Source organism: Candidatus Dadabacteria bacterium (genome assembly GCA_026706695.1).
Lineage (GTDB): Bacteria > Desulfobacterota_D > UBA1144 > Nemesobacterales > Nemesobacteraceae > Nemesobacter.
The window spans coordinates 1-18795 of sequence record JAPOYE010000089.1; the positions used below are offsets into that span (position 1 = coordinate 1).

Here is an 18795-nt window from a genome sequence, read left to right on the forward strand (position 1 = left end):
AAATTCCTGAACCCCTTTGTTTTAAGGGGCTTTAGGACTTAGTGGGAATTGCTGACCAGAAGCTCAGCTATCTGCACTGCGTTAAGAGCCGCGCCCTTCCTTAACTGGTCTCCGCTTACCCAGAGAGAAAGACCGTTCTTGACCGTGTAGTCCTCCCTGATTCTTCCGACAAAGCAGTCATCTTTCCCGGAACTTTCAACCGGCATCGGGTAGTCGGAATTCTCCGGGTCGTCAACGAGCGAGACCCCAGGGAAATTCCTGATCGCCTCCCTTGCCTCCTCGACAGTCACTTTTCTTTCCGTTTCCAGATTAAGTGAAACCGAGTGGGACCGGAAAACCGGGACCCTCACGGTCGTCGCCGTGAGGACTATGGAATCATCCCCCAGTATCTTGCGCGTTTCGTTATGAAGCTTCATTTCTTCCTTCGTGTAGCCGCTCTCCGTAAAGGAGTCTATGTGCGGGATCACGTTAAAGGCTATCTGGTGGGGAAACGTGTTTGTTTCGCGCGGGGGCTCTTCGCTCTCAGACCAGTTTCGCACCTGGCTTTCAAGCTCCGCTATTCCACCGGCTCCCGCTCCCGAGACCGCCTGAAAGCTCGTTGCGACCACCCTTTTTATTCTTGATACGTCATGGATGGGCTTAAGCGCCATAATGGCTACCGCAGTTGTGCAGTTGGGATTGGCAACTATCCCTTTTTTTTCGTGAAGCGCGGCCGCCTGGGCGTTTATCTCGGGTACTACCAAGGGAATTTCGGGGTCCATGCGAAACGCCGAACTGTTGTCGATAACCACCGCTCCGCTTGCAACGGCGCAGTCCGCGTATTTTCTGCTTCTTTCGGAGCCGGCGGAGAAAATAGCTATGTCTATGCCACGAAAGGAGTCCTCACCCAGCACCGAGACGGTTATCTCCCTTCCGCAGAAACTGTATTTTCTCCCTCGGGAGCGCTCGGAAGCGAGAAGGCGCAGTTCTCCCACGGGAAAATTTCTTTCCTCGAGTATCTGCATCATCTCCTGTCCCACGGCGCCCGTGGCTCCCGCTATCGCCACGTTGTATTTTTCTTTTCTTTCCATTTTTCGATCAGTCCGTACGGCTGCGATGCTTTGATTCGATTCCGGCTACTTTCTCTATGTTTTCCTTCTCAGAGGGGTCCGGTTCACTCTGGAACCAAGCGTCAAGGATTTCCTTCGCTACGTCAGGGGATACTAGACGCAGGCTCATGGCAAGTATGTTCGCGTCGTTCCACATACGCGCCCCCGCGGCCGTCTTTGAGTCCGTGCACAGGGCGGCCCGTATTCCAGGAACCTTGTTCGCGGCAATGCTTACCCCCGTTCCCGTCGAGCAGAACAGTATTCCCTGATCGCACTCTTTCTGAGAAACCTTCTCGGCCACCTGCTCTGCGACTTCGGCCCATTCCACGTTTTCATCCGCAAGAGGTCCGAAGAGCTCAACGTCCAGGTCTCTTTTACGAAGCTCCTCTATTACCTCGTCGGTAAGAGCGTTTTTTTCATCACTTCCAACAGCGATCTTCATCTTCGGGATCTCCTTTCTCAGATCGAAAAACATACCGATTCATTTTTATATAAGTCTATACCATAATATGGCGGCTACATCACGGGTAAAACAACCTGCCGGGGTTATCGTCTTAAAGAAGTGTTTTCCGTCTGCAGAATGTTTGATAGGATTAATATAACGCTTAGTTTCTGGTTGGTACCGACAGTGAAGCTCAATTTCGAAATACTCTAAAACTTGTGATATTGTAAAATGATCTGTCCTTAGGACAAGATAAGCAACTTGAACATGGAGTGAAAGATATGTCTCAACAACGAAAGTTAAAAACTTACATTTTTCCCGGCAGTTCTTGGCGTAGCAAGCTTGCTGGAGGCCGTGTACTCCACAGAGGAAGACGATTACTGCGGTCATGCGCTCAGACCGGTGTTCTTTTTGCCGCTTTAGCCGTTTTCGCAACGCTGGCCTTGCTTGCCTGCTTGCACGACAGCGACCGCCCAGGCAGCATTGCCGATCAGCTAAGAAAGAATGCCGAGGGGTTTGAGTACACGATTGGCAAGACCGGCGGGGTGCTGACGGTCGCGACCACCTCCAAGCCACTTACCCTGAACTTGGCTATTGCGAACGATACCGGGTCGACAGGAGTTCTGGGGTATCTCTTCGAGGGCCTGACCGAGACCTCGTGGCTCACTGACGAAGTCAAACCGTTGCTGGCCGAGTCTTGGACCCATTCGGATGACGGCCTGACCTGGACTTTTTCCCTGCGCAAGGACGTGACTTGGCACGACGGAACGCCTTTTACGGCGCATGACGTGGAGTTCACCTTCAACCGCATCGTATACAACGAGGACATAAAATCCAGCGCCGGGGCAACGTTCAACTTCCGGTTTCTGGACGAGGCTACAGGAACTTGGACGCAGGAGAGGATGACCGTCACGGCGCTTGACGACTATACGGTACGGTGCGTCTTGCCGGTGCCGTTTGCACCGTTCCTGCGCTCCATGGGTACCGCTATCTATCCCAAGCATATTCTGGAGCCGTACGTGGACGACGGCACTTTCAACGAGGTATGGGGCATAGACACGGAGCCGGCCGAAGTCATCGGCACCGGTCCCTTTACCATTGAGCGTTATGTCCCCGACGATCGCGTGGTCTTCAGTCGCAACCCGAATTACTGGCTCAAGGATGAAACGGGCAACAGTCTGCCGTACTTGGACAAAATCGTTCACCTTATCGTCCCGTCCCTAGAGACCGAACTCGCCATGTTCAAGGAAGGGGACTCAGACATTCATGGTGTGCTCGGCGAGGAATTCGCGGAACTCGAACCGCTGCAGGCGGAGGGGAATTTCACTATCCACAGGAGAGGTCCCAACTTCGGGTCGACATTTCTGGCTTTTAACATGAACCCCGACCAAAACCCGGATACAATGGAACCCTATGTAGCGGCCACCAAGCTTAAGTGGTTCCGGAATACGCAGTTCCGCCAGGCTGTCGCACACATCGTTGACAAAGACGCGATCATACGCGACGTACAGCATGGACTCGGCTACCCGCAGTGGTCCTCCATCAGTCCGGCCGCAGGTGACTTTCACAATCCCGACGTGCGGCGGTACGAGTACGACATCGCCGAAGCCAACCGCATCCTAGATAATCTCGGCTGGGTCGATACCGACGGGGACGGGATTCGTGAAGACGAAGCAGGCAATACGATTGCGTTCTCTCTGGTAACCCAAACCCAGGCCAACGTACGTGAAAGAATTGGAAAGATCATCCAACAGGATCTCGAGGAGATCGGCATCAAGGCGGATTTCAGGCTGGTCGAGTTCGGCGAACTCGTCTCCCAGCTGACACGCTCTTATGACTGGGAAGCTATAGTCATTGGCTTAAGCGGGGGGCCAGACCCTCATGGCGGCATTAATGTCTGGCATAGCAGTGAGAATCTGCACCTTTGGTATCCGAATCAGACGCAGCCGGCAACGGACTGGGAAGCCGAAATAGATAGTCTTTACATAAGGGCGAGCCAGGAACTGAATCGTGGCCAACGCATAGCGCTATACCACCGCGCCCAGGAAATCGTTGCCGAGAACGTGCCGCTCATCTACACAACGCATTCGGAACGGCTGACCGCAGTCCGAAACGTCTTCGGCAACACGACGCCCACGTTGTACGGGCTTTGGGATATCCGCTACCTCTATCGAACTGATCTATAGCAGTGCTCCTGAGCCTCGGAACAACGATCGACGATTCCGTGCGCACGCAGTGCAGGTGGAAATCGGGTTTTTCTCCGAGGATAACTCTCTGCAGGGGGCTTTCTGTTCTTGACAGCAATTCCCTAGTATTTATAATGATACGCTTAGCAAGGAGTGAGCTTTTCCGCTCCTTTTTTTTTGAATTTTCATCTCTAGATTAAATCAGTCCAGCATGGAGGTAGTATCAGGTGAAGATAGTGGTTTTTATAACACAGACGCAGGACACCGAAGCGAGGATAAAGGTCGATTCCTCCGGCGATTCCATAGATACAGAAGGCATGAAATGGATCATGAATCCTTACGATGAATTCGCCGTTGAGGAGGCCATCAGGACCAAGGAAGCATACGGGGGCGAAGTTGTTCTGATCACAGCGGGCCCGCAGCGCGCTTCACAGGCGTTGCTTCAGGGGCTTGCAATGGGCGCCGATTCCGCAGTGCATATCTCGGATGAAGCTCTCGGGGAGACCGTTGATTCCCTTGTCATTTCAAAACTAGTCGCGTCGGAACTCGGAAATATCGAGGGGGTGGACCTGATTTTCACGGGGATGAAGATCATTGACGAGGAATCCGTTCAGGTGGGCATACAGATAGCCGAAGAACTTGGAATTGCACACCTTGCGCTTGTAAGCAAAGTGATTGACGTAAAACCGGATGAGAAAAAGCTTGTCTGCCAGAAAGAGATCGATGGCGGAAGCGTTTCCGTCGAGGTTTCTCTCCCGGCCCTTATAACCTGTCCCGACGCTATGAACGAGCCCCGCTACGCGTCCGTTCCCAACATAATGAAAGCAAAGAGAAAACCGATGAAAACAGTCTCCCTAGACGATGTGGATTTCGGTTCTCTCGGTATTGACAGGGATGCCGTGGGCAAGTCTGGGGCGAAGATAAAAACAGTGAGTCTTGAAGTTCCCGAGGTGGAGAGAAAACTGAGAATTATAAAAGGAAGCGACGAGACCACGGTCAAGGGAGATGAGATTGCCGAGTCCGCAAGGGAACTCGTTAAGCTTTTGAGAGATGACGCGAAGGTCATATGATCCGGGACATCCGGAATTGCTTTATCAGAAAGTATCGCTAGGAGGCTTGAATTAAATGAGTAGTGAAATCTGGGTTGTTGCTGATATAAAGGCTGACGGACAGATAAGAAAGGTGACGTTTGAGGTTCTTTCCGAGGCCAGAAGAAAACTTGGAGGTTCCGTCTGCGCAGTGCTGCTCGGGAGCGGCGTTTCGGACAGGGTTTCTGAGCTTGCAAGCTACGGAGCGGAGAAAGTCTACGTGGTAGATAATCCCAACCTCAGGGATTTTAATCCTGACGGTTACGTGAAAGCCCTTTGCGAACTTATAAAGAAACACTCTCCGGCGGTTGTGCTCTCAGGCAACACGGCTTTCGCCGAGGATTATATGCCCAGAGTCGCTTCTGGCACGGGTTCGGGGCTTGCAATGGACTGCGTAGATATAGGCATGACCGACGACGGAAGGCTCAGGATAAAAAGGTATTCACACTCAAGCAGAGCAATCTCCACCCAGGAGTTTAACGGCGACGGAAGCGCGATGATCGCCACCGTGAGGCCCAATTCCTTTAAGGAGGAAGAGTCGGCCGGCGCGGGGCAGGTAGTGAGCGAAGATGCAGGGATTACGGATGCCGACATAAAGATCAAGGTCATTGAAATGAAAACCAAGGAATCCGACCGACCCGAGCTTACCGAGGCCGAGAGGGTGGTTTCCGGCGGCAGGGGTCTTGGAAGCGAGGAGAATTTCAATCACATATACGATCTTGCGGATCTGCTTGGCGCGGCCGCTGGGGCGACAAGAGCCGCGGTCGACGCGGGATACTGTCCATATGACATGCAGGTCGGCCAGACCGGAAAGGCGGTATCTCCAGTGCTTTACGTCGCGGTTGCCATATCCGGTTCGGTACAGCATTTCTCCGGCATGGGTTCATCAAAGGTCATAGTTTCCATAAACAAGGATCCGGAAGCCCCGATTTTCGCGAAATCCGATTATGGAATCTGCGGAGACCTTTTCCAGGTTCTTCCCCCGCTTACGGAAGAGCTCAAAAAAGCCTTGTCCGAGTAACGGAACCCGTCACACTATATCGACGACTTCCGTTTTTTCCATGGGTTTTCCGAGGAATCTGGACGCGATTGAAGTAAAGGTTTCCGAATCATCGGTAAGGTAAAACGACATCTCCCGCGCCTTGCCGTCTTCTCTTAGCAACCCTTGGGACCTTAGTATGTTTTCGGTCTGCTTTGCGGTTTCTTCAGCTGAATCGACGAGACTTATCCCTTTGCCCATAACCCCGGCGATCGTGTTTTTAAGAATAGGGTAGTGCGTGCAGCCTAGTATCAGCACGTCTATTCCGGATTCCTTGAGATCTCCAAGATATTTCTCGGCTATAAGGACGGCGGTTTCATCATTTTCCCATCCTTCTTCTGCAAGCGGAACGAAAAGCGGGCAGGGTTTTGAGTGTATCTCTATTGAAGAGGAGCAGATTTCCCGCAGTTTTTTCTCGTAGGAGCCGCTTTTTATGGTCGCCTGGGTGCCTATCACCCCTATCTTCCCGTTAACAGTGAGTTCCGAGGCTCTTTTCGCTCCCGGCTCCACTACTCCCACAACGGGAATTTCGAGATTTTCTTTCAGCATCTCTATAGCGTACGCAGACGCGGTGTTACACGCCACGACCAGGAGTTTTATGTTTTTTGATAAAAGGAAATTAGTGGTGCTCTCAACGTATTTTCTTACGGTTCTTTGGGATTTCGTTCCATAAGGGACTCTGGCCGTGTCGCCGAGATATACGATATTCTCCTCGCAAAGAAGGTTCATTATCTCCTTTGAGACCGTAAGTCCTCCTATTCCCGAGTCAAAAATCCCTATTGGCCGGTTTTTTCTCTCTTCCATAATTCTGCCGTCGTGGCTGCGTGCTTACTCCGGGGATGGGAAAAACGGATTTCAAATTCCGCCGGAGAAGGCGATCAACTCTCTTTTCTTGATCGTGAGCTTACTTTTTTGTATTCGTTCAGGTAATCATCGGCAAGACTCTTGGCTCTCTCCACCCTCGCTCTTCTCTTTGCCTTTCTTTTTTCCGCTTCTTTCCAGAGCCGGATTTCGTAGGGAGTTTCAGGGGTGAACTCGGGGACCGGGACGGGGTTTCCGGCTTCGTCGACTTTCACGTAGGTGAGAAACGCCGTGCACGCGTGGGATGACTCTCCGGTCTGTGTATCATACGAATCGACCTTGATAGCCAGTTCAAGAGACCTTGTTCCCACATGGGTGATGCCCGCCTTGAATTCGATCAGATTCCCGACATTAAGCGGCGAGTAGAAGAAAAGGTCGTCAAGGGATCCCGTAACCAGAACACCTTTGGTAAACCTTTTCGCCAAAATGGCGGCGCTCTCATCAATGTACTTCATAAGCTTCCCTACGGACATAAATTTCCCGTAGAAGGCGTCTTCCGGGAGCACCATCTTGGTGGTATTGAAAATGAGCCTTGAACTTTCCGTCTCATCCGCTACGTTGGAGACGTTTCTTTGCCTTCTTTTTATCTCTGGAAGTCTTTGAGCCTTCCTTTCCTCTGCCCGGGCTATAAGCTCCCGTTCAACCGTGCTGGACGCGCTTAGTTTTGCTTCTATTTTTCTCGCTCCTACATTTTCGTCCACGGCGACGAAGGCCATATAGGAGAGGGTTATAAGCTTTTTTTCATCGGTCTCCCCGTCTTCTGAGTGCACGCGTACCGCGACTTCAATGGATGAAGTTCCCACATACTCAACCCAGCTTTCAAGAACTACTATTTCCCCGATCTTTACGGGGTTAAGAAAATCTATGCTGTCTGTAGCCCCCAGGACCGCTGGCCCGTTTGCGAACTTAAAGGACGTGATGCTGCCGGTGAGCATAATCCAGTCCATGAGTATTCCGCCGTGCAGGGTCCCGTGGTTGTTCGAGTGTTCGGGAAGCACGTACTGGACCATTTTGTTAGCAGTTTCGCGTATGGAGATCATGAGTTTTCTGGCCGCTCTCCGCCGCGGCGTGCGCTCCGGGAGAAGTTCAGTCAGTTTCCGCCCGAAGAACTATCTGTTCATCTTCAAGGGAGAGAATCGCCTTGCCGCCGCCTGAGAGTTCGCCGAAGAGGATTTCCTTTGAAAGCTTCTCCGCCACCTCGGAGTTTATTACTCTTTGCACGGGTCTTGCGCCGAGCTGGGGATCGTAGCCCTTGCGGGCGAGAAAAAGCCTTGCTTCCGGCGTAAGACTGATCGTTACTTTTTTCGGGACGAGCCTCTGCTGAAGCTCTCCGATCATCTTGTCGACTATTCTCTCCACTATCTTTATATCAAGAGGGTTAAACCTGATGATTTCATTCAGCCTGTTTCTAAATTCCGGAGAGAAGTACCTGTCTATGGCTTCCGGGCTTTTGTCCTCAAACTCTTTTTTCGCGAACCCGACGTTCCTGTTCATGCTTTCCCTTGAGCCGGTGTTCGTCGTCAGAATCAGAATTACCTGTCGGAAGTCCACCTTCCTTCCGTTTGAATCCGTGAGCGTCGCGTGGTCCATCACCTGGAGCAGTATGTTGTATATGTCCTCGTGCGCTTTCTCGATCTCATCAAGCAGAAGTACGCAGTGAGGAGATTTGTATATGGCTTCGGTAAGCTGTCCTCCCTGGTCATAGCCGACGTATCCGGGCGGCGAGCCTATGAGGCGGGAGACGGTGTGTTTTTCCATGTATTCGCTCATGTCGAAACGTATGAATTCAACCCCAAGGATCTCTGCGAGCTTTTTCGCAAGCTCCGTTTTGCCGACCCCCGTAGGTCCTGAGAACATGAAGGAGCCCACGGGCTTTTCCGGCTCGCTTATGCCGGCTCGCGACATCTGTATGGCGTTTACGAGCTTGTCTATGGCCTCGTCCTGGGCGTAAATGAATTCTTTTAGGTTGTCCCCGAGGTCGTGGAGGAGGTTTCGGTCCTCTGCTTTTACCGATTTGGTCGGTATTTTCGCGATCTTCGCGACCAGCTTCTCCATGTCGGACACTTTTACCTGTCTCGTTATCTCGGGATCAGGGTTGCGGAGCTTCACTGCGGCCCCAGCCTCGTCCATGATGTCGATCGCCTTGTCCGGAAGCTTTCTGTCCATTATGTACCTGTCGGAGAGTTCTATGCACGCTCTTATCGCTCCCCGGGAGTATTTCACGTTGTGGTACTTTTCGTAATGGCGCTTAAGTCCGAACAGGATTTTTCCGCAGTCCTCAACCGACGGCTCATCCACGGTTACTCTCTGGAATCTTCTAGAAAGCGCGTGGTCTTTCTCGAAGATGATCCTGTATTCCTTAAGCGTCGTCGTTCCTATGCACTTTATGTCTCCTCCGGCAAGGGCGGGCTTTAGCATGTTAGACGCGTCGAGGCTTCCTCCGGAAACCGCTCCGGCTCCTATGACCGTGTGGATTTCGTCTATGAAAAGCACGTTGTCCGGATCCCTCTTGGTTTCGTCTATGACGGCGTTTAGCCTTTCCTCGAAGTCTCCCCTGTATTTCGTTCCGGCCGTAAGGGTCCCTATGTTTAGAAGATGTATCTTGAGGTTTTTCATCGCTTCGGGGACTTCCCCGGAAACCACGCGGTGAGCCACCCCTTCAACGATCGCCGTTTTCCCTACCCCCGCGTCCCCGACAAGCACGGGGTTGTTTTTCTTTCTCTTGCCGAGAATGTGGATTATCCTCTGAACCTCTTTCTCTCTTCCTATGAGGGGGTCGATGCTCCCGTTCCGGGCCTTTTCGATCAGGTCCGTGCAGTAAAGCTCAAGGGGGTTCTTGGTCTCGGCCTTTTTTGTTTCCTTCTGCTGTTCCTTGGTGGTTGCGGGTTTTTCCTGATGTTCCTCGGTCCTCTCGTCTTTTCCGTGGGATATCTGCTTTATAACGGCAAACCGGGTAAGCCCCTGGCGATTCAGGAAGTACACGGCGTGCGATTCGGGAACCCTGAACATGGCGACCAGTATGTTAGCCCCGGTTATTTCTTTTTTTTCCGCGCTTTCGGCGTGCATTGAAGCCACTCTGAAGATGTACTTGCTTCCTTCGGAGTAGGTCGGTTCGGGAAGATGGGGGGAGTCGATCGAGGATACGTTTTTAGTGAGGTGTTCCTCAAGATCGTTTGCGAGAAGCCCGGTGTCGACATCGCATTCTATCAGCACTTCCACGGCGACTTTGTCCCTTGTGAGTTCAAGGAGTATATGCTCCGGGGTGATGAACTCGTGCTTGCGGTCTTTTGCCTGCTGGTAGGCTCGGTAGAGGGTTTTCTCGAGTTCTTCTGATGCTACCATGTCAGCTCTCCGCCTTTTGGACTTCAAGTATGCATTTCAGCGGATGCTCGTATTTTTCCGCCAAGTCTTTTACCTGTCTTATCTTCGTGGTAGCTATGTCGTAGGTATAGCAGTCGACGACGCTTTTTCCCTTGGTGTGAGCTTCGAGCATTATATTTCTGCTGTCGTTTTCATTTTTGAAGAACACCTTCATGAGAACCCAGACTACGAAGTCCCTCGGGGTGTAGTCGTCGTTTAGCAGGACTATCATATACATATCCGGCCTTTTTACCCGGATATCCTCCCTGACGACCTGCTGGGGGTCCCTAGTATGAGTCGGATTCTCGCGCTCAGGCATGCGCAATATTTTATACGATTTTTTCCGGTTTGCCACCGCGGGCCCGCTTAAGCGGGGAGTGTCTGTTGTACTCTGAGATAAGCGAGCGCATGTAGGGTCTTTCTTCCCGAAGGAAGTTATCTATGGATCTCTGCGCCCCGGGGTTGAAAAACAGGTGGGAACTGTAAACCGGTACCGCTTCAAAACCGCGGAGGAACTTGTGTTCGCCCTGAGCGCCGGCCTCGAAGACATTTATTCCGTTATCTATGGCAAACTCTATCGGTCTGTAGTAACAGCACTCAAAATGAAGGTACGGAATCTCTATATTGCATCCCCAGTACCTGCCGTAGAGCTTGTCGCCTTTTCTGAAATTTATGGTGCCACCGACCGGATGGCCATCTATCTGCGCGATCACAAGCACGGTTTTTTCCCTGTACGTCTCGAACACCGAGTCGAAAAACTCCCTGTTAAGATAGGCGCTTCCCCATTTCCTCGAGTTGGTGCTCACATAGAATTCCCAGATGGAGTCTATGTGCTCGCGTCGTATCTGCTCTTTCTCGAGTACCGAGATCTCAACACCCAGATCGCCGAGGCGGCGTTTTTCCTTCTTTATCTGTTTTCTTCTTCCAGAGCGAAGGTCTCCGAGAAAGTCATCGAAACAGAGATAACCCGAGTTATGCCAGTGGTACTGGTGGGTGAGTCTTGAGAGAAACCCGCAGTCAGAGAGCAGTTCCTGCTCCTCTTCTGTTACGAACAGAAAATGTATTGAAGAGAGGCTCTTAAGAGAACATACTTCAACCAGTTTCTTTATGAGTGCCCGCGCACACGTTTCATAGTCGTAGTCTTTGCGAACGATTATTCTCGGTCCGGTTGTCGGGGTAAACGGCACTCCTGCGACCGCCTTTGGGTAGTATCTTAACCCCGCGTCCTGATAGGCCCGCGCCCATTGCCAGTCGAATATGTACTCGCCGTAGGAATCGGTTTTCAGGTAGAACGTAACCGCCCCGACAAGCTTTTTTCCCTCGCGCAGCAGAAGGTGGCGCGGCTCCCATCCGGTGCCCGGACCCACGCATCCGGATTTCTCGAGAGCGAAGAGAAAATCAAACTCGAAAAAGGGGTTGTTATCGGGCTGGATGGAGTCGTATTTTCTTTTTTCGACTTCCGTTATCGAATGGCATATCTGGAATGCGGTTGATTTTTTGGATAGCTTTTTTCGTACCTTCATTATCCGCAACCGGCGAGCAAAGAGGGTATCGCCGAGAAATAGTATCAGGTTTCTTTTTGTTTTTGTCGAGATGATAAGCTTGTCAGGCATATGTCACTCCTTCGCTGGTAAGGAACTTTTCCGAAACCTTGAGTGGAGCATAAAAAAGGGAAGAAAATACGGTCTTGTAGGTCCGAACGGCTCGGGTAAAACCACGCTGCTTGAGATCGTAATGGGACTCATGGAGCCGGAAAAAGGGCAAGCCTCCGTCCCCTCCGCACTGACCGTGGGTTATCTGCCGCAGATAATGGATCTGGGAACGGGTGATCTTACGGTGCTCTCGGCGGCCCGCGCGAGCGATCGCGACGAAGGCGAGGATGGTTCCGAAAAACCCGTACACGAAGCCGAGAAAATCCTGTTCGGACTGGGCTTTTCGGGGGAACAGCTCTCCCAGAAGGTCTCTTCTCTTTCGGGCGGCTGGAAAATGCGGGTTGAGCTTGCGAGAATACTTCTTCTGGAACCTCAGGTTCTTCTTCTCGATGAACCGACTAATCATCTTGACATAAAAAGCATAGAGTGGCTAGAAGGGTACCTTGGAAGCTACCGTGGAACCGTGGTCCTGGTATCTCACGACAAGTACCTCCTTGACCGCATGGTTGACACGATAGCGGAGCTTGAAGGCGGAGGGATAAGGGAGTTTCGGGGCGATCACTCTTCTTACCTTGAGAGAAAAGAGCAGATTGCCGCGGTCGCCGAGGCGACTGCTAAGAACCAGGAGAGAAAACTCCGGGCGCAGCGCCGTTTCATAGAGCGGTTCAGGTACAAGGCTTCAAAGGCAAGACAGGTGCAGAGCAGGATAAAAATGCTTGAGAAGATGGAACCCGAAGCCCCGTCCCCGGAGACCCGCAGAACCCTTGAGTTTGATTTTCCCGCCCCCGAGCGCGCGGGACGCGTGGTTTACGAGATAAGCGATTTCTCAAAGGAGTATGAGGTTCCCGGCGGTACAAGGAATGTAGTTTTTCGAAACTGCCCCGCGCTTCGCGTGGAAAGAGGAGACAGGGTAGCCGTTACCGGGAAAAACGGCGAAGGGAAAACCACTCTCTGCAAGATGATTGCCGGCGTGGAGGGTTTCTCCGGCCAAAGCCGCCTCGGCCACAACGTAACCTTGGGTTACTACGCGCAGAACCAGGACGAGATGCTTAATCCGCGGAACACGGTTTACGAAGAGTTCATCGGAGCTTATCCTCTTTTTTCCCAGACCGAGGCAAGAACGCTTCTGGGCTCGTTTCTTTTCGGCGCTTCCGATATAACCAAGAAAGTATCGGTTCTCTCGGGCGGCGAGAAAAGCCGTCTCTCACTTCTAAAGATTCTGGTTTCCCGTTCCAATTTTCTGATCCTCGACGAGCCCACGAACCACCTTGACATGGCCTCGAGGGAGGTGCTTCGTCGTGCCCTCGAGGAGTATTCCGGCACCTTTTTGCTGATAAGCCATGACAGGTATTTCATTGACAGCCTAGTAAACAGGGTGTGGTACGTGGAAGGAGGGAAGGTCGAGACCTCTATAGGCAATTACTCTGAGTTTCTCGAGAAAAAATCCCGCGACTCCGATGATGAACAGATGCCCGCCGAGATGGAAAACGACGAACCCAGGAAAAAAACCACAAAAGCCCTCGAGGCCGAGCGGCGCAACCGGCTTTACAGGGAACTTCGCGAAAAAGGCATAGAGAACATGGAGAACTGGACACTTTTTTCGAAAAAACAGATGGAAAACGCCCTTTCGGATCTTGAGAGCAGGATATCAGAATGCGAAACTGAAAAAGAGGAGATGGAAAGGTTCCTTGCGAATCCCGAGACTTCCCCCCAAGGTACTAACTGGGAAGAAAAAACAAGGCAGCTTGGTGAACTCGAGGCGAAGCTCTCTGCCCTTTACGGCAGGTGGGACGAGGTGAGTGAGCACATGCGAAAGAATTTTAATTAAATGCAGTTAAGTTTCAGTCCTGCGGGTTTTTCTTTATAATGATGGAACCCGCGATTTTCTGATTTAAGGGAACTTTGGATGAACGCAGCCGTAATAGCGATAGTCGTAATAGCTCTTTACCTGATCGGGTACAGGTATTACTCAAAGTTCATTTCCGAGAAAGTTTACGGAGTAAGAGAAGGGGAGCCTACTCCTGCCCACCAGCTGCGGGACGGCGTGGACTACGTGCCCGCCGGCAGACACATTCTTTTCGGGCATCATTTCGCATCCATAGCGGGCGCCGCGCCTATAATAGGGCCGGCCATAGCCGTGTTCTGGGGGTGGGTTCCGGCAATTATCTGGGTTGTGTTCGGAACTATCTTCATCGGTGCCGTTCATGATTTCGGCGCTCTGGTTATCTCGGCGAGGAACAGGGGAAGATCCGTCGGGGATCTTGCCGGCATATTCATAAGCCCGAGAGGGAGAACCCTTTTTCTTCTAATAGTCTGTTTCCTGGTCTTTTTCGTGATAGCAGTTTTCGCCTACGCGATCGCGGTTCTTTTCGTAAGCTTTCCCGCGAGCGTGCTTCCCGTGAACTTCCAGATACTGGTGGCACTTGTTATAGGGTTTCTCTTCTACAAAAGAGGGGTTCCCATCTTGTGGCCATCGATAATCGCGCTTGCGCTTCTTTACTTTATGATCTGGGCGGGAACCAAGGTTCCCCTGACCATTCCCGAGGTGATGGGAAGCCAGGTGGTGACGTGGGTAATCATTCTAATGGTCTACTCCTTTGTGGCCTCGGTTCTCCCCGTGTGGATGCTTCTTCAGCCCAGGGACTACATAAACGGAATCCATCTTTTCGTAGGTCTCGCGATACTTATAACGGGGATAATGGTTGCGCATCCCGAGATGCAGGCCCCGGCCATTAACTTTGCTGCCGATGGGCTTCCCGTACTTCCGTTCCTTTTCATAACCGTTGCGTGCGGAGCGGTAAGCGGATTCCACGGTCTTGTCGCGAGCGGAACCACCTCGAAGCAGCTTGACAGGATGCGGGATTCAAGATTCGTGGGTTACGGGGGTATGCTGGGGGAGGGCACCCTTGCCATGATAGCTACTCTAGCGGTCGCGGCGGGAATAGAGCGTAGTGAATGGCTTAAGCACTATCATTCGTGGGAATCGGCATCAAGCGGCGGCATAGCGAATTTCGTCATGGGAACTTCGAGCTTTCTTACCTCAATCCATATTCCCGAGGTACTGGGAACCACCCTTATAAGCGTGATAGTGATAAGTTTCGCGGCGACTTCCCTTGATACCGGGGCCAGGATACAGAGGATCGTTATAGGGGAACTCGGGGAAGCCTACGGAATCAAGGCTCTTAAAAACAGGTATATCGGGGCATTCTTCGCCATTGTGCCTCCGCTCGCTCTCGCGCTTTTCGCGCAGGTTCCCGGCAAGGGGCCAGGCTCGGGCGGGTTTTTGCTCTGGCCTCTTTTCGGCGCTACAAACCAGCTGATAGCCGGAATCACGCTGCTTCTGATTACTCTTTACCTAAAAAGATCGAAAAAACCGTTTATCTACACGCTCGTGCCTATGATTTTCCTGGTGGCCATGACTACTGCCTCCATATTTTTCAACCTTAAGTATTTTCTGGATAACGCGCTTCTTTTCGGTCTCTCGGCGATAATGTTCGTTCTTGCCGTCTGGCTGATTTTTGAGGCTGCAGTCGTGTCGAGGAAAACCCCGGGCGACGGCTGAGACTCTGCGTTACATTTCCTTTCTGTCCCGAAGCGCCTTGCCAAGCGTGAGTTCGTCTATGAACTCTATGTCTCCGCCGACGGGTATTCCGTAGGCTATTCTCGAGGTTTTGATCCCGAGGGGCTTTATTGTTCTTGAGAGGTAAACCGCGGTGGCTTCGCCTTCGACGTTTGTGCCGGTCGCGACTATTATCTCTCTTATATCCTCACGCTCCGCTCTCGCTAGAAGTTCTTTTATCCGGAGGTCTTCTGGGCCTACGCCTTCAAGAGGAGAGATTACCCCGTGGAGGACGTGGTATTTTCCCCGGAACTCCCCGCTTCTCTCAATTGCCAGCAGGTCAAGTGGTTCTTCAACGACGCAGAGGACCTGCGGGTCTCTTGAAGGATCCGAGCAGATCGCGCACGGGTCCTTTTCCGTGAAGTTAAAGCACGTGCCGCATGTGCTTACGTCGGATTTGGTTCTGATTATTGCGCTTGAGAGGCTGCGCGCGTAGGCTTCCGATGATCGGAATATGTGAAATGCAAGGCGTGTCGCGTTTTTTTCGCCGATTCCCGGAAGTTTGGAAAGTTCTTCTATTAGTCTTGAGATCGGCTCGGGAAGGCCGGTTCTTGGCATCTTAGATAAGCCCCGGCGGAAGCCCCATGCCGGCGGTGAAGCGCGAGACTTCGTCTTTCATAAGCTCCTGTCCCTTGTAAAGGGCCTCGTTTACAGCAGCTGTCACTAGGTCCTGTAGCATCTCAATGTCGGTTTCGCTTATTATTTCGGGCTCTACGACTATTGATACTATCTCCCCCTTTGCCTTTGCGGTAACCGTGACCATTCCTCCTCCGGAAGAAGCCTCCACGGTCTTTTCCCCGGCCTCGTTCTGAAGGCGCTCCATCTGCTCCTTCATTTTCCCCATCTGCTTCATGATGTTTTTCATGTTTCCGCCCAGTTTCATTTTTTCACCCCTGGCTTAAATTTTTTCTTTTTATCACGCTGGCGTCAAACTGCCGGATTGCGTAGTTAACTATCTCGTCCTCTGCGGGATCAGGCTTTCTTGAGGGGCCGCCGGTTCCGTTAATCCCCTCATCGTTTATGGTATCCACCTCGATCTTTACTTTCCCAACGCCTAGCATCTCCTTTAGTATCTCTCTTAATTTTCCTGATTTTTTAAGCTCTTTTTCATGATTTATGCCGTTTTTAAGAAATTTTATGCTTACCCGGTTCCCACTTACTTCAAGCAGGTGGGCCTGGGCAAGCTTTCTTGCTAAAAACTTGTCTTTGCCGTGCACAAAGTTGACGATCTCCTGTTTTGCGGGACCGTCGCCCGAGGTCTGCTCCCCGGCCGCAGACGCAGGTGTTTGCTTTGCCAGTTTTTCGTTTTCGCCCGCGTCTTTTTCTTCAACGTGCTTGCTCTCTTTCTCCGCGGGTTTGTCTTCCCGTTTCTCGGGACGGCGCTCTGCGGTTTTAGTCTGTCCTCCAGGGGAGCCCGGTGTTTTTCCCGTGCCGGAAGCCTGCGGAGACAGTCTCTCAAGCCTTTTCAGGATGTCGTCTATCTTCTCTACTTTTCCGACGGTGCTCATCTTTACAAGCGCGAGCTCAAGCACGATTTCCGGGTAAAAGGAGCCGCGTATTCTCTCTCCCCCGTCGATTATTATGTTAAAGAGAAGCTCTACGGTTTCCGTGGATTCGTCTTTTACCAGTTCTGAAAGCTCGTCCTTTTCATCCGGGGACAGGTCGGAAGTAAAATCCTTGCCGCAGATTTTAAGGTAGAGCAGGTTCCTGAACATGTAAATGATGTCTTGGGCCATCCTCCTAGGGCTTATCCCCTTTGACGCTGCGTTTCGCACGAGCTCCACGCATTTTGCCGGTTCCTTGGCGAAAACGGCTCTCAGGATGCTTTTGAGCGACTCGTTATCCGGTATGCCGAGCAGGCCTATCACGTCCTTGTGGGTTATTTTGTCTTCGAAGGACACGGTCAGCTGGTCAAGCAGGCTCAGTGAATCCCTCATGCTGCCCTCAGATTCCCTTGCGATCAGGTAGAGGGTTTCCGTATCGATTTTTATCCCCTCCGCCTTTGTTATTTTCTCGAGAGACTCCTTTATTTTCTCGACAGGTATTTTCTTGAAGTCGTATCTCTGGCAGCGGGACATAATGGTCGGGGGAACCTTGTGGGCCTCCGTGGTCGCCAGTATGAAGATCGCGTGCTCCGGGGGCTCTTCCATTATCTTAAGGAGGGCGTTAAAGGCCGACTGGGAGAGCATGTGCACTTCGTCGATTATGTAGACTTTTTTTCTTGCGGAAGCCGGGGAGTATTTAACGCTCTCTATGATCTCGCGAACGTCGGCCACGCCCGTGTGCGACGCGGCGTCGATCTCCTGCACGTCAAGCGATTTTCCCTCCGATATCCCCTCGCAGCTTGGGCACTGGTCCGTTGAGCAGGGGTATCTCTCCCCGTCTTTTCTCTCGCAGTTTATGGCCTTGGCGACGATTCTCGCCGTGGATGTCTTTCCCGTGCCTCTCGGGCCGGCGAAAAGCAGTGCGTGGGCTATCTTCCCGGATTCGATTGAGTTTCTGAGGGTGACGGCGGGGAATTCCTGACCTATCAGGTCTTCGAAAGTCTGGGGGCGCCACTTGCGGGCGAGTACTCTATATGCCATTTTATTAAAACCAGCGACCAGGTATCCGTAACGCACGGAGGTTTTTGCTACCGTTGCTCCCTTCCGGGCCTGGCGGGGTTCGCAAGCCCCAGTCGTACGGGCCCGGCCACTGGATTGCATTCTCCAAACATATGAACCGTCGCGACTCGGTAGGTAATCAATCTACACAAAAACGGCTTTTTTAGAAATGCGCGGTCGGGAATTTCGTTTTATATCAGGGGAAAACGGCACAATGTTACGGTTGGCGGATCTTCCTCGCAATGCCTTTTTGCTTGGATTGTTTATTTCTCTGCGAGGCTTCACTTGTATTGAACAAAAGATAAATAAGATTTTAATAAACTATCTGTATATAAAATCGTGGGATACTATAAGTAAAAGTCGGAATCAGTTGGAGGTAAAAGCGCATGCACGTAAAAAACATTGACGATATAGAGAGCGAGGTTCTGGAGTCTGCCAATGGCGTTTCAAGGCAGATGCTAATAGGCCCTGAGGAGGGTCCTAATTTCTCTATGAGAAAGCTTGTCATCGAACCTGGGGGCGGCATTCCCGCTCATACAAGTGGCGCCGAGCATGAGCAGTATGTTCTAGGCGGTACGGCCAGAGTCGGAATCGGGGATCAGGTTTATAAAGTAGCGAAGGGCGACATTGTGTTTATCCCCGCCGGAGAGCCGCACTGGTATGAAGCTTACGGAGAGGAGCCTTTTGAGCTTCTGTCGGTTTTGCCGAATAGAGACAACGAGATGGTTTTCGCAAAATAGCCGCTCCGGAAAAGACAGGAAAGGCTGATGCCCGCTCGTTAAGGTCAGCCGGGACTGCATATGATTCCCCTAAATGTCTATGGAATAATCCGTCTTTTCTGTGCTATAATGAAAATT

The 18795-nt window shown here is 51.8% G+C and carries 16 protein-coding genes and 1 other RNA gene; 6 read left to right on the forward strand and 11 right to left on the reverse strand.

Features of this window, described 5'->3' with window-relative positions:
- Nucleotides 1–38: 38 nt before the first annotated feature.
- The gene (locus OXG10_06680; GenBank protein MCY3827048.1) at nucleotides 39–1070 is read right to left on the reverse strand and encodes an aspartate-semialdehyde dehydrogenase; all 1032 of its coding nucleotides are present in this window, start codon (nucleotides 1068–1070) and stop codon (nucleotides 39–41) included.
- A gap of 7 nt (nucleotides 1071–1077) precedes the next feature.
- On the reverse strand, nucleotides 1078–1530 hold the full coding sequence (locus OXG10_06685) for an RpiB/LacA/LacB family sugar-phosphate isomerase (protein ID MCY3827049.1): 453 nt from the start codon (nucleotides 1528–1530) through the stop codon (nucleotides 1078–1080).
- Nucleotides 1531–1811: 281 nt separating this feature from the next.
- On the opposite strand from OXG10_06685, the gene OXG10_06690 reads away from it, so the two are divergent.
- The 3 genes from OXG10_06690 to OXG10_06700 all read left to right on the forward strand — a co-directional run bounded on the left by OXG10_06690 (nucleotide 1812) and on the right by OXG10_06700 (nucleotide 5825).
- On the forward strand, nucleotides 1812–3716 hold the full coding sequence (locus tag OXG10_06690) for an ABC transporter substrate-binding protein (protein ID MCY3827050.1): 1905 nt from the start codon (nucleotides 1812–1814) through the stop codon (nucleotides 3714–3716).
- Nucleotides 3717–3943: 227 nt separating this feature from the next.
- Nucleotides 3944–4786, forward strand: coding sequence for an electron transfer flavoprotein subunit beta/FixA family protein (locus tag OXG10_06695; GenBank protein ID MCY3827051.1), 843 nt, complete (start codon nucleotides 3944–3946; stop codon nucleotides 4784–4786).
- Nucleotides 4787–4841: 55 nt separating this feature from the next.
- Entirely contained in the window at nucleotides 4842–5825 is a 984-nt protein-coding gene (locus OXG10_06700) for an electron transfer flavoprotein subunit alpha/FixB family protein (protein ID MCY3827052.1), read from the forward strand.
- Nucleotides 5826–5834: 9 nt separating this feature from the next.
- On the opposite strand, the gene murI is transcribed toward OXG10_06700, so the two are convergent.
- The 5 genes from murI to OXG10_06725 form a co-directional block, all read right to left on the reverse strand.
- Nucleotides 5835–6647, reverse strand: coding sequence for a glutamate racemase (gene murI / locus OXG10_06705; protein ID MCY3827053.1), 813 nt, complete (start codon nucleotides 6645–6647; stop codon nucleotides 5835–5837).
- 74 nt (nucleotides 6648–6721) lie between these two features.
- On the reverse strand, nucleotides 6722–7714 hold the full coding sequence (locus tag OXG10_06710; protein MCY3827054.1) for an acyl-CoA thioesterase: 993 nt from the start codon (nucleotides 7712–7714) through the stop codon (nucleotides 6722–6724).
- A gap of 76 nt (nucleotides 7715–7790) precedes the next feature.
- A complete protein-coding gene (gene clpA / locus OXG10_06715; GenBank protein MCY3827055.1) occupies nucleotides 7791–10046 on the reverse strand; it encodes an ATP-dependent Clp protease ATP-binding subunit ClpA in 2256 nt (751 codons plus the stop codon).
- A gap of 1 nt (nucleotide 10047) precedes the next feature.
- Complete coding sequence (locus OXG10_06720; protein MCY3827056.1) at nucleotides 10048–10383, reverse strand: ATP-dependent Clp protease adaptor ClpS; 336 nt, start codon at nucleotides 10381–10383, stop codon at nucleotides 10048–10050.
- Between the two features lie 10 nt (nucleotides 10384–10393).
- Entirely contained in the window at nucleotides 10394–11677 is a 1284-nt protein-coding gene (locus tag OXG10_06725) for a GNAT family N-acetyltransferase (protein ID MCY3827057.1), read from the reverse strand.
- Here OXG10_06725 and OXG10_06730 point away from each other — a divergent pair.
- Both OXG10_06730 and OXG10_06735 read left to right on the forward strand, forming a co-directional pair.
- Entirely contained in the window at nucleotides 11667–13544 is a 1878-nt protein-coding gene (locus OXG10_06730; protein MCY3827058.1) for an ABC-F family ATP-binding cassette domain-containing protein, read from the forward strand. The genes OXG10_06725 and OXG10_06730 overlap by 11 nt on opposite strands.
- A 78-nt stretch (nucleotides 13545–13622) precedes the next feature.
- The gene (locus tag OXG10_06735; protein ID MCY3827059.1) at nucleotides 13623–15278 is read left to right on the forward strand and encodes a carbon starvation protein A; all 1656 of its coding nucleotides are present in this window, start codon (nucleotides 13623–13625) and stop codon (nucleotides 15276–15278) included.
- A 9-nt stretch (nucleotides 15279–15287) separates the two neighbouring features.
- Here OXG10_06735 and recR read toward each other — a convergent pair whose 3' ends face one another.
- From recR to ffs, 4 genes are all read right to left on the reverse strand, one after another.
- Entirely contained in the window at nucleotides 15288–15893 is a 606-nt protein-coding gene (gene recR, locus OXG10_06740) for a recombination mediator RecR (protein ID MCY3827060.1), read from the reverse strand.
- A 1-nt stretch (nucleotide 15894) separates the two neighbouring features.
- Complete coding sequence (locus OXG10_06745) at nucleotides 15895–16218, reverse strand: YbaB/EbfC family nucleoid-associated protein (GenBank protein MCY3827061.1); 324 nt, start codon at nucleotides 16216–16218, stop codon at nucleotides 15895–15897.
- A gap of 4 nt (nucleotides 16219–16222) precedes the next feature.
- A complete protein-coding gene (gene dnaX, locus OXG10_06750) occupies nucleotides 16223–17920 on the reverse strand; it encodes a DNA polymerase III subunit gamma/tau (protein MCY3827062.1) in 1698 nt (565 codons plus the stop codon).
- Nucleotides 17921–17931: 11 nt separating this feature from the next.
- Nucleotides 17932–18029, reverse strand: an RNA gene (gene ffs / locus OXG10_06755) — signal recognition particle sRNA small type.
- Nucleotides 18030–18324: 295 nt separating this feature from the next.
- Here ffs and OXG10_06760 point away from each other — a divergent pair.
- Nucleotides 18325–18678: a cupin domain-containing protein gene (locus tag OXG10_06760; protein MCY3827063.1), complete on the forward strand. Its 354-nt coding sequence runs from the start codon at nucleotides 18325–18327 to the stop codon at nucleotides 18676–18678.
- The last annotated feature ends 117 nt before the right edge of the window (nucleotides 18679–18795 follow it).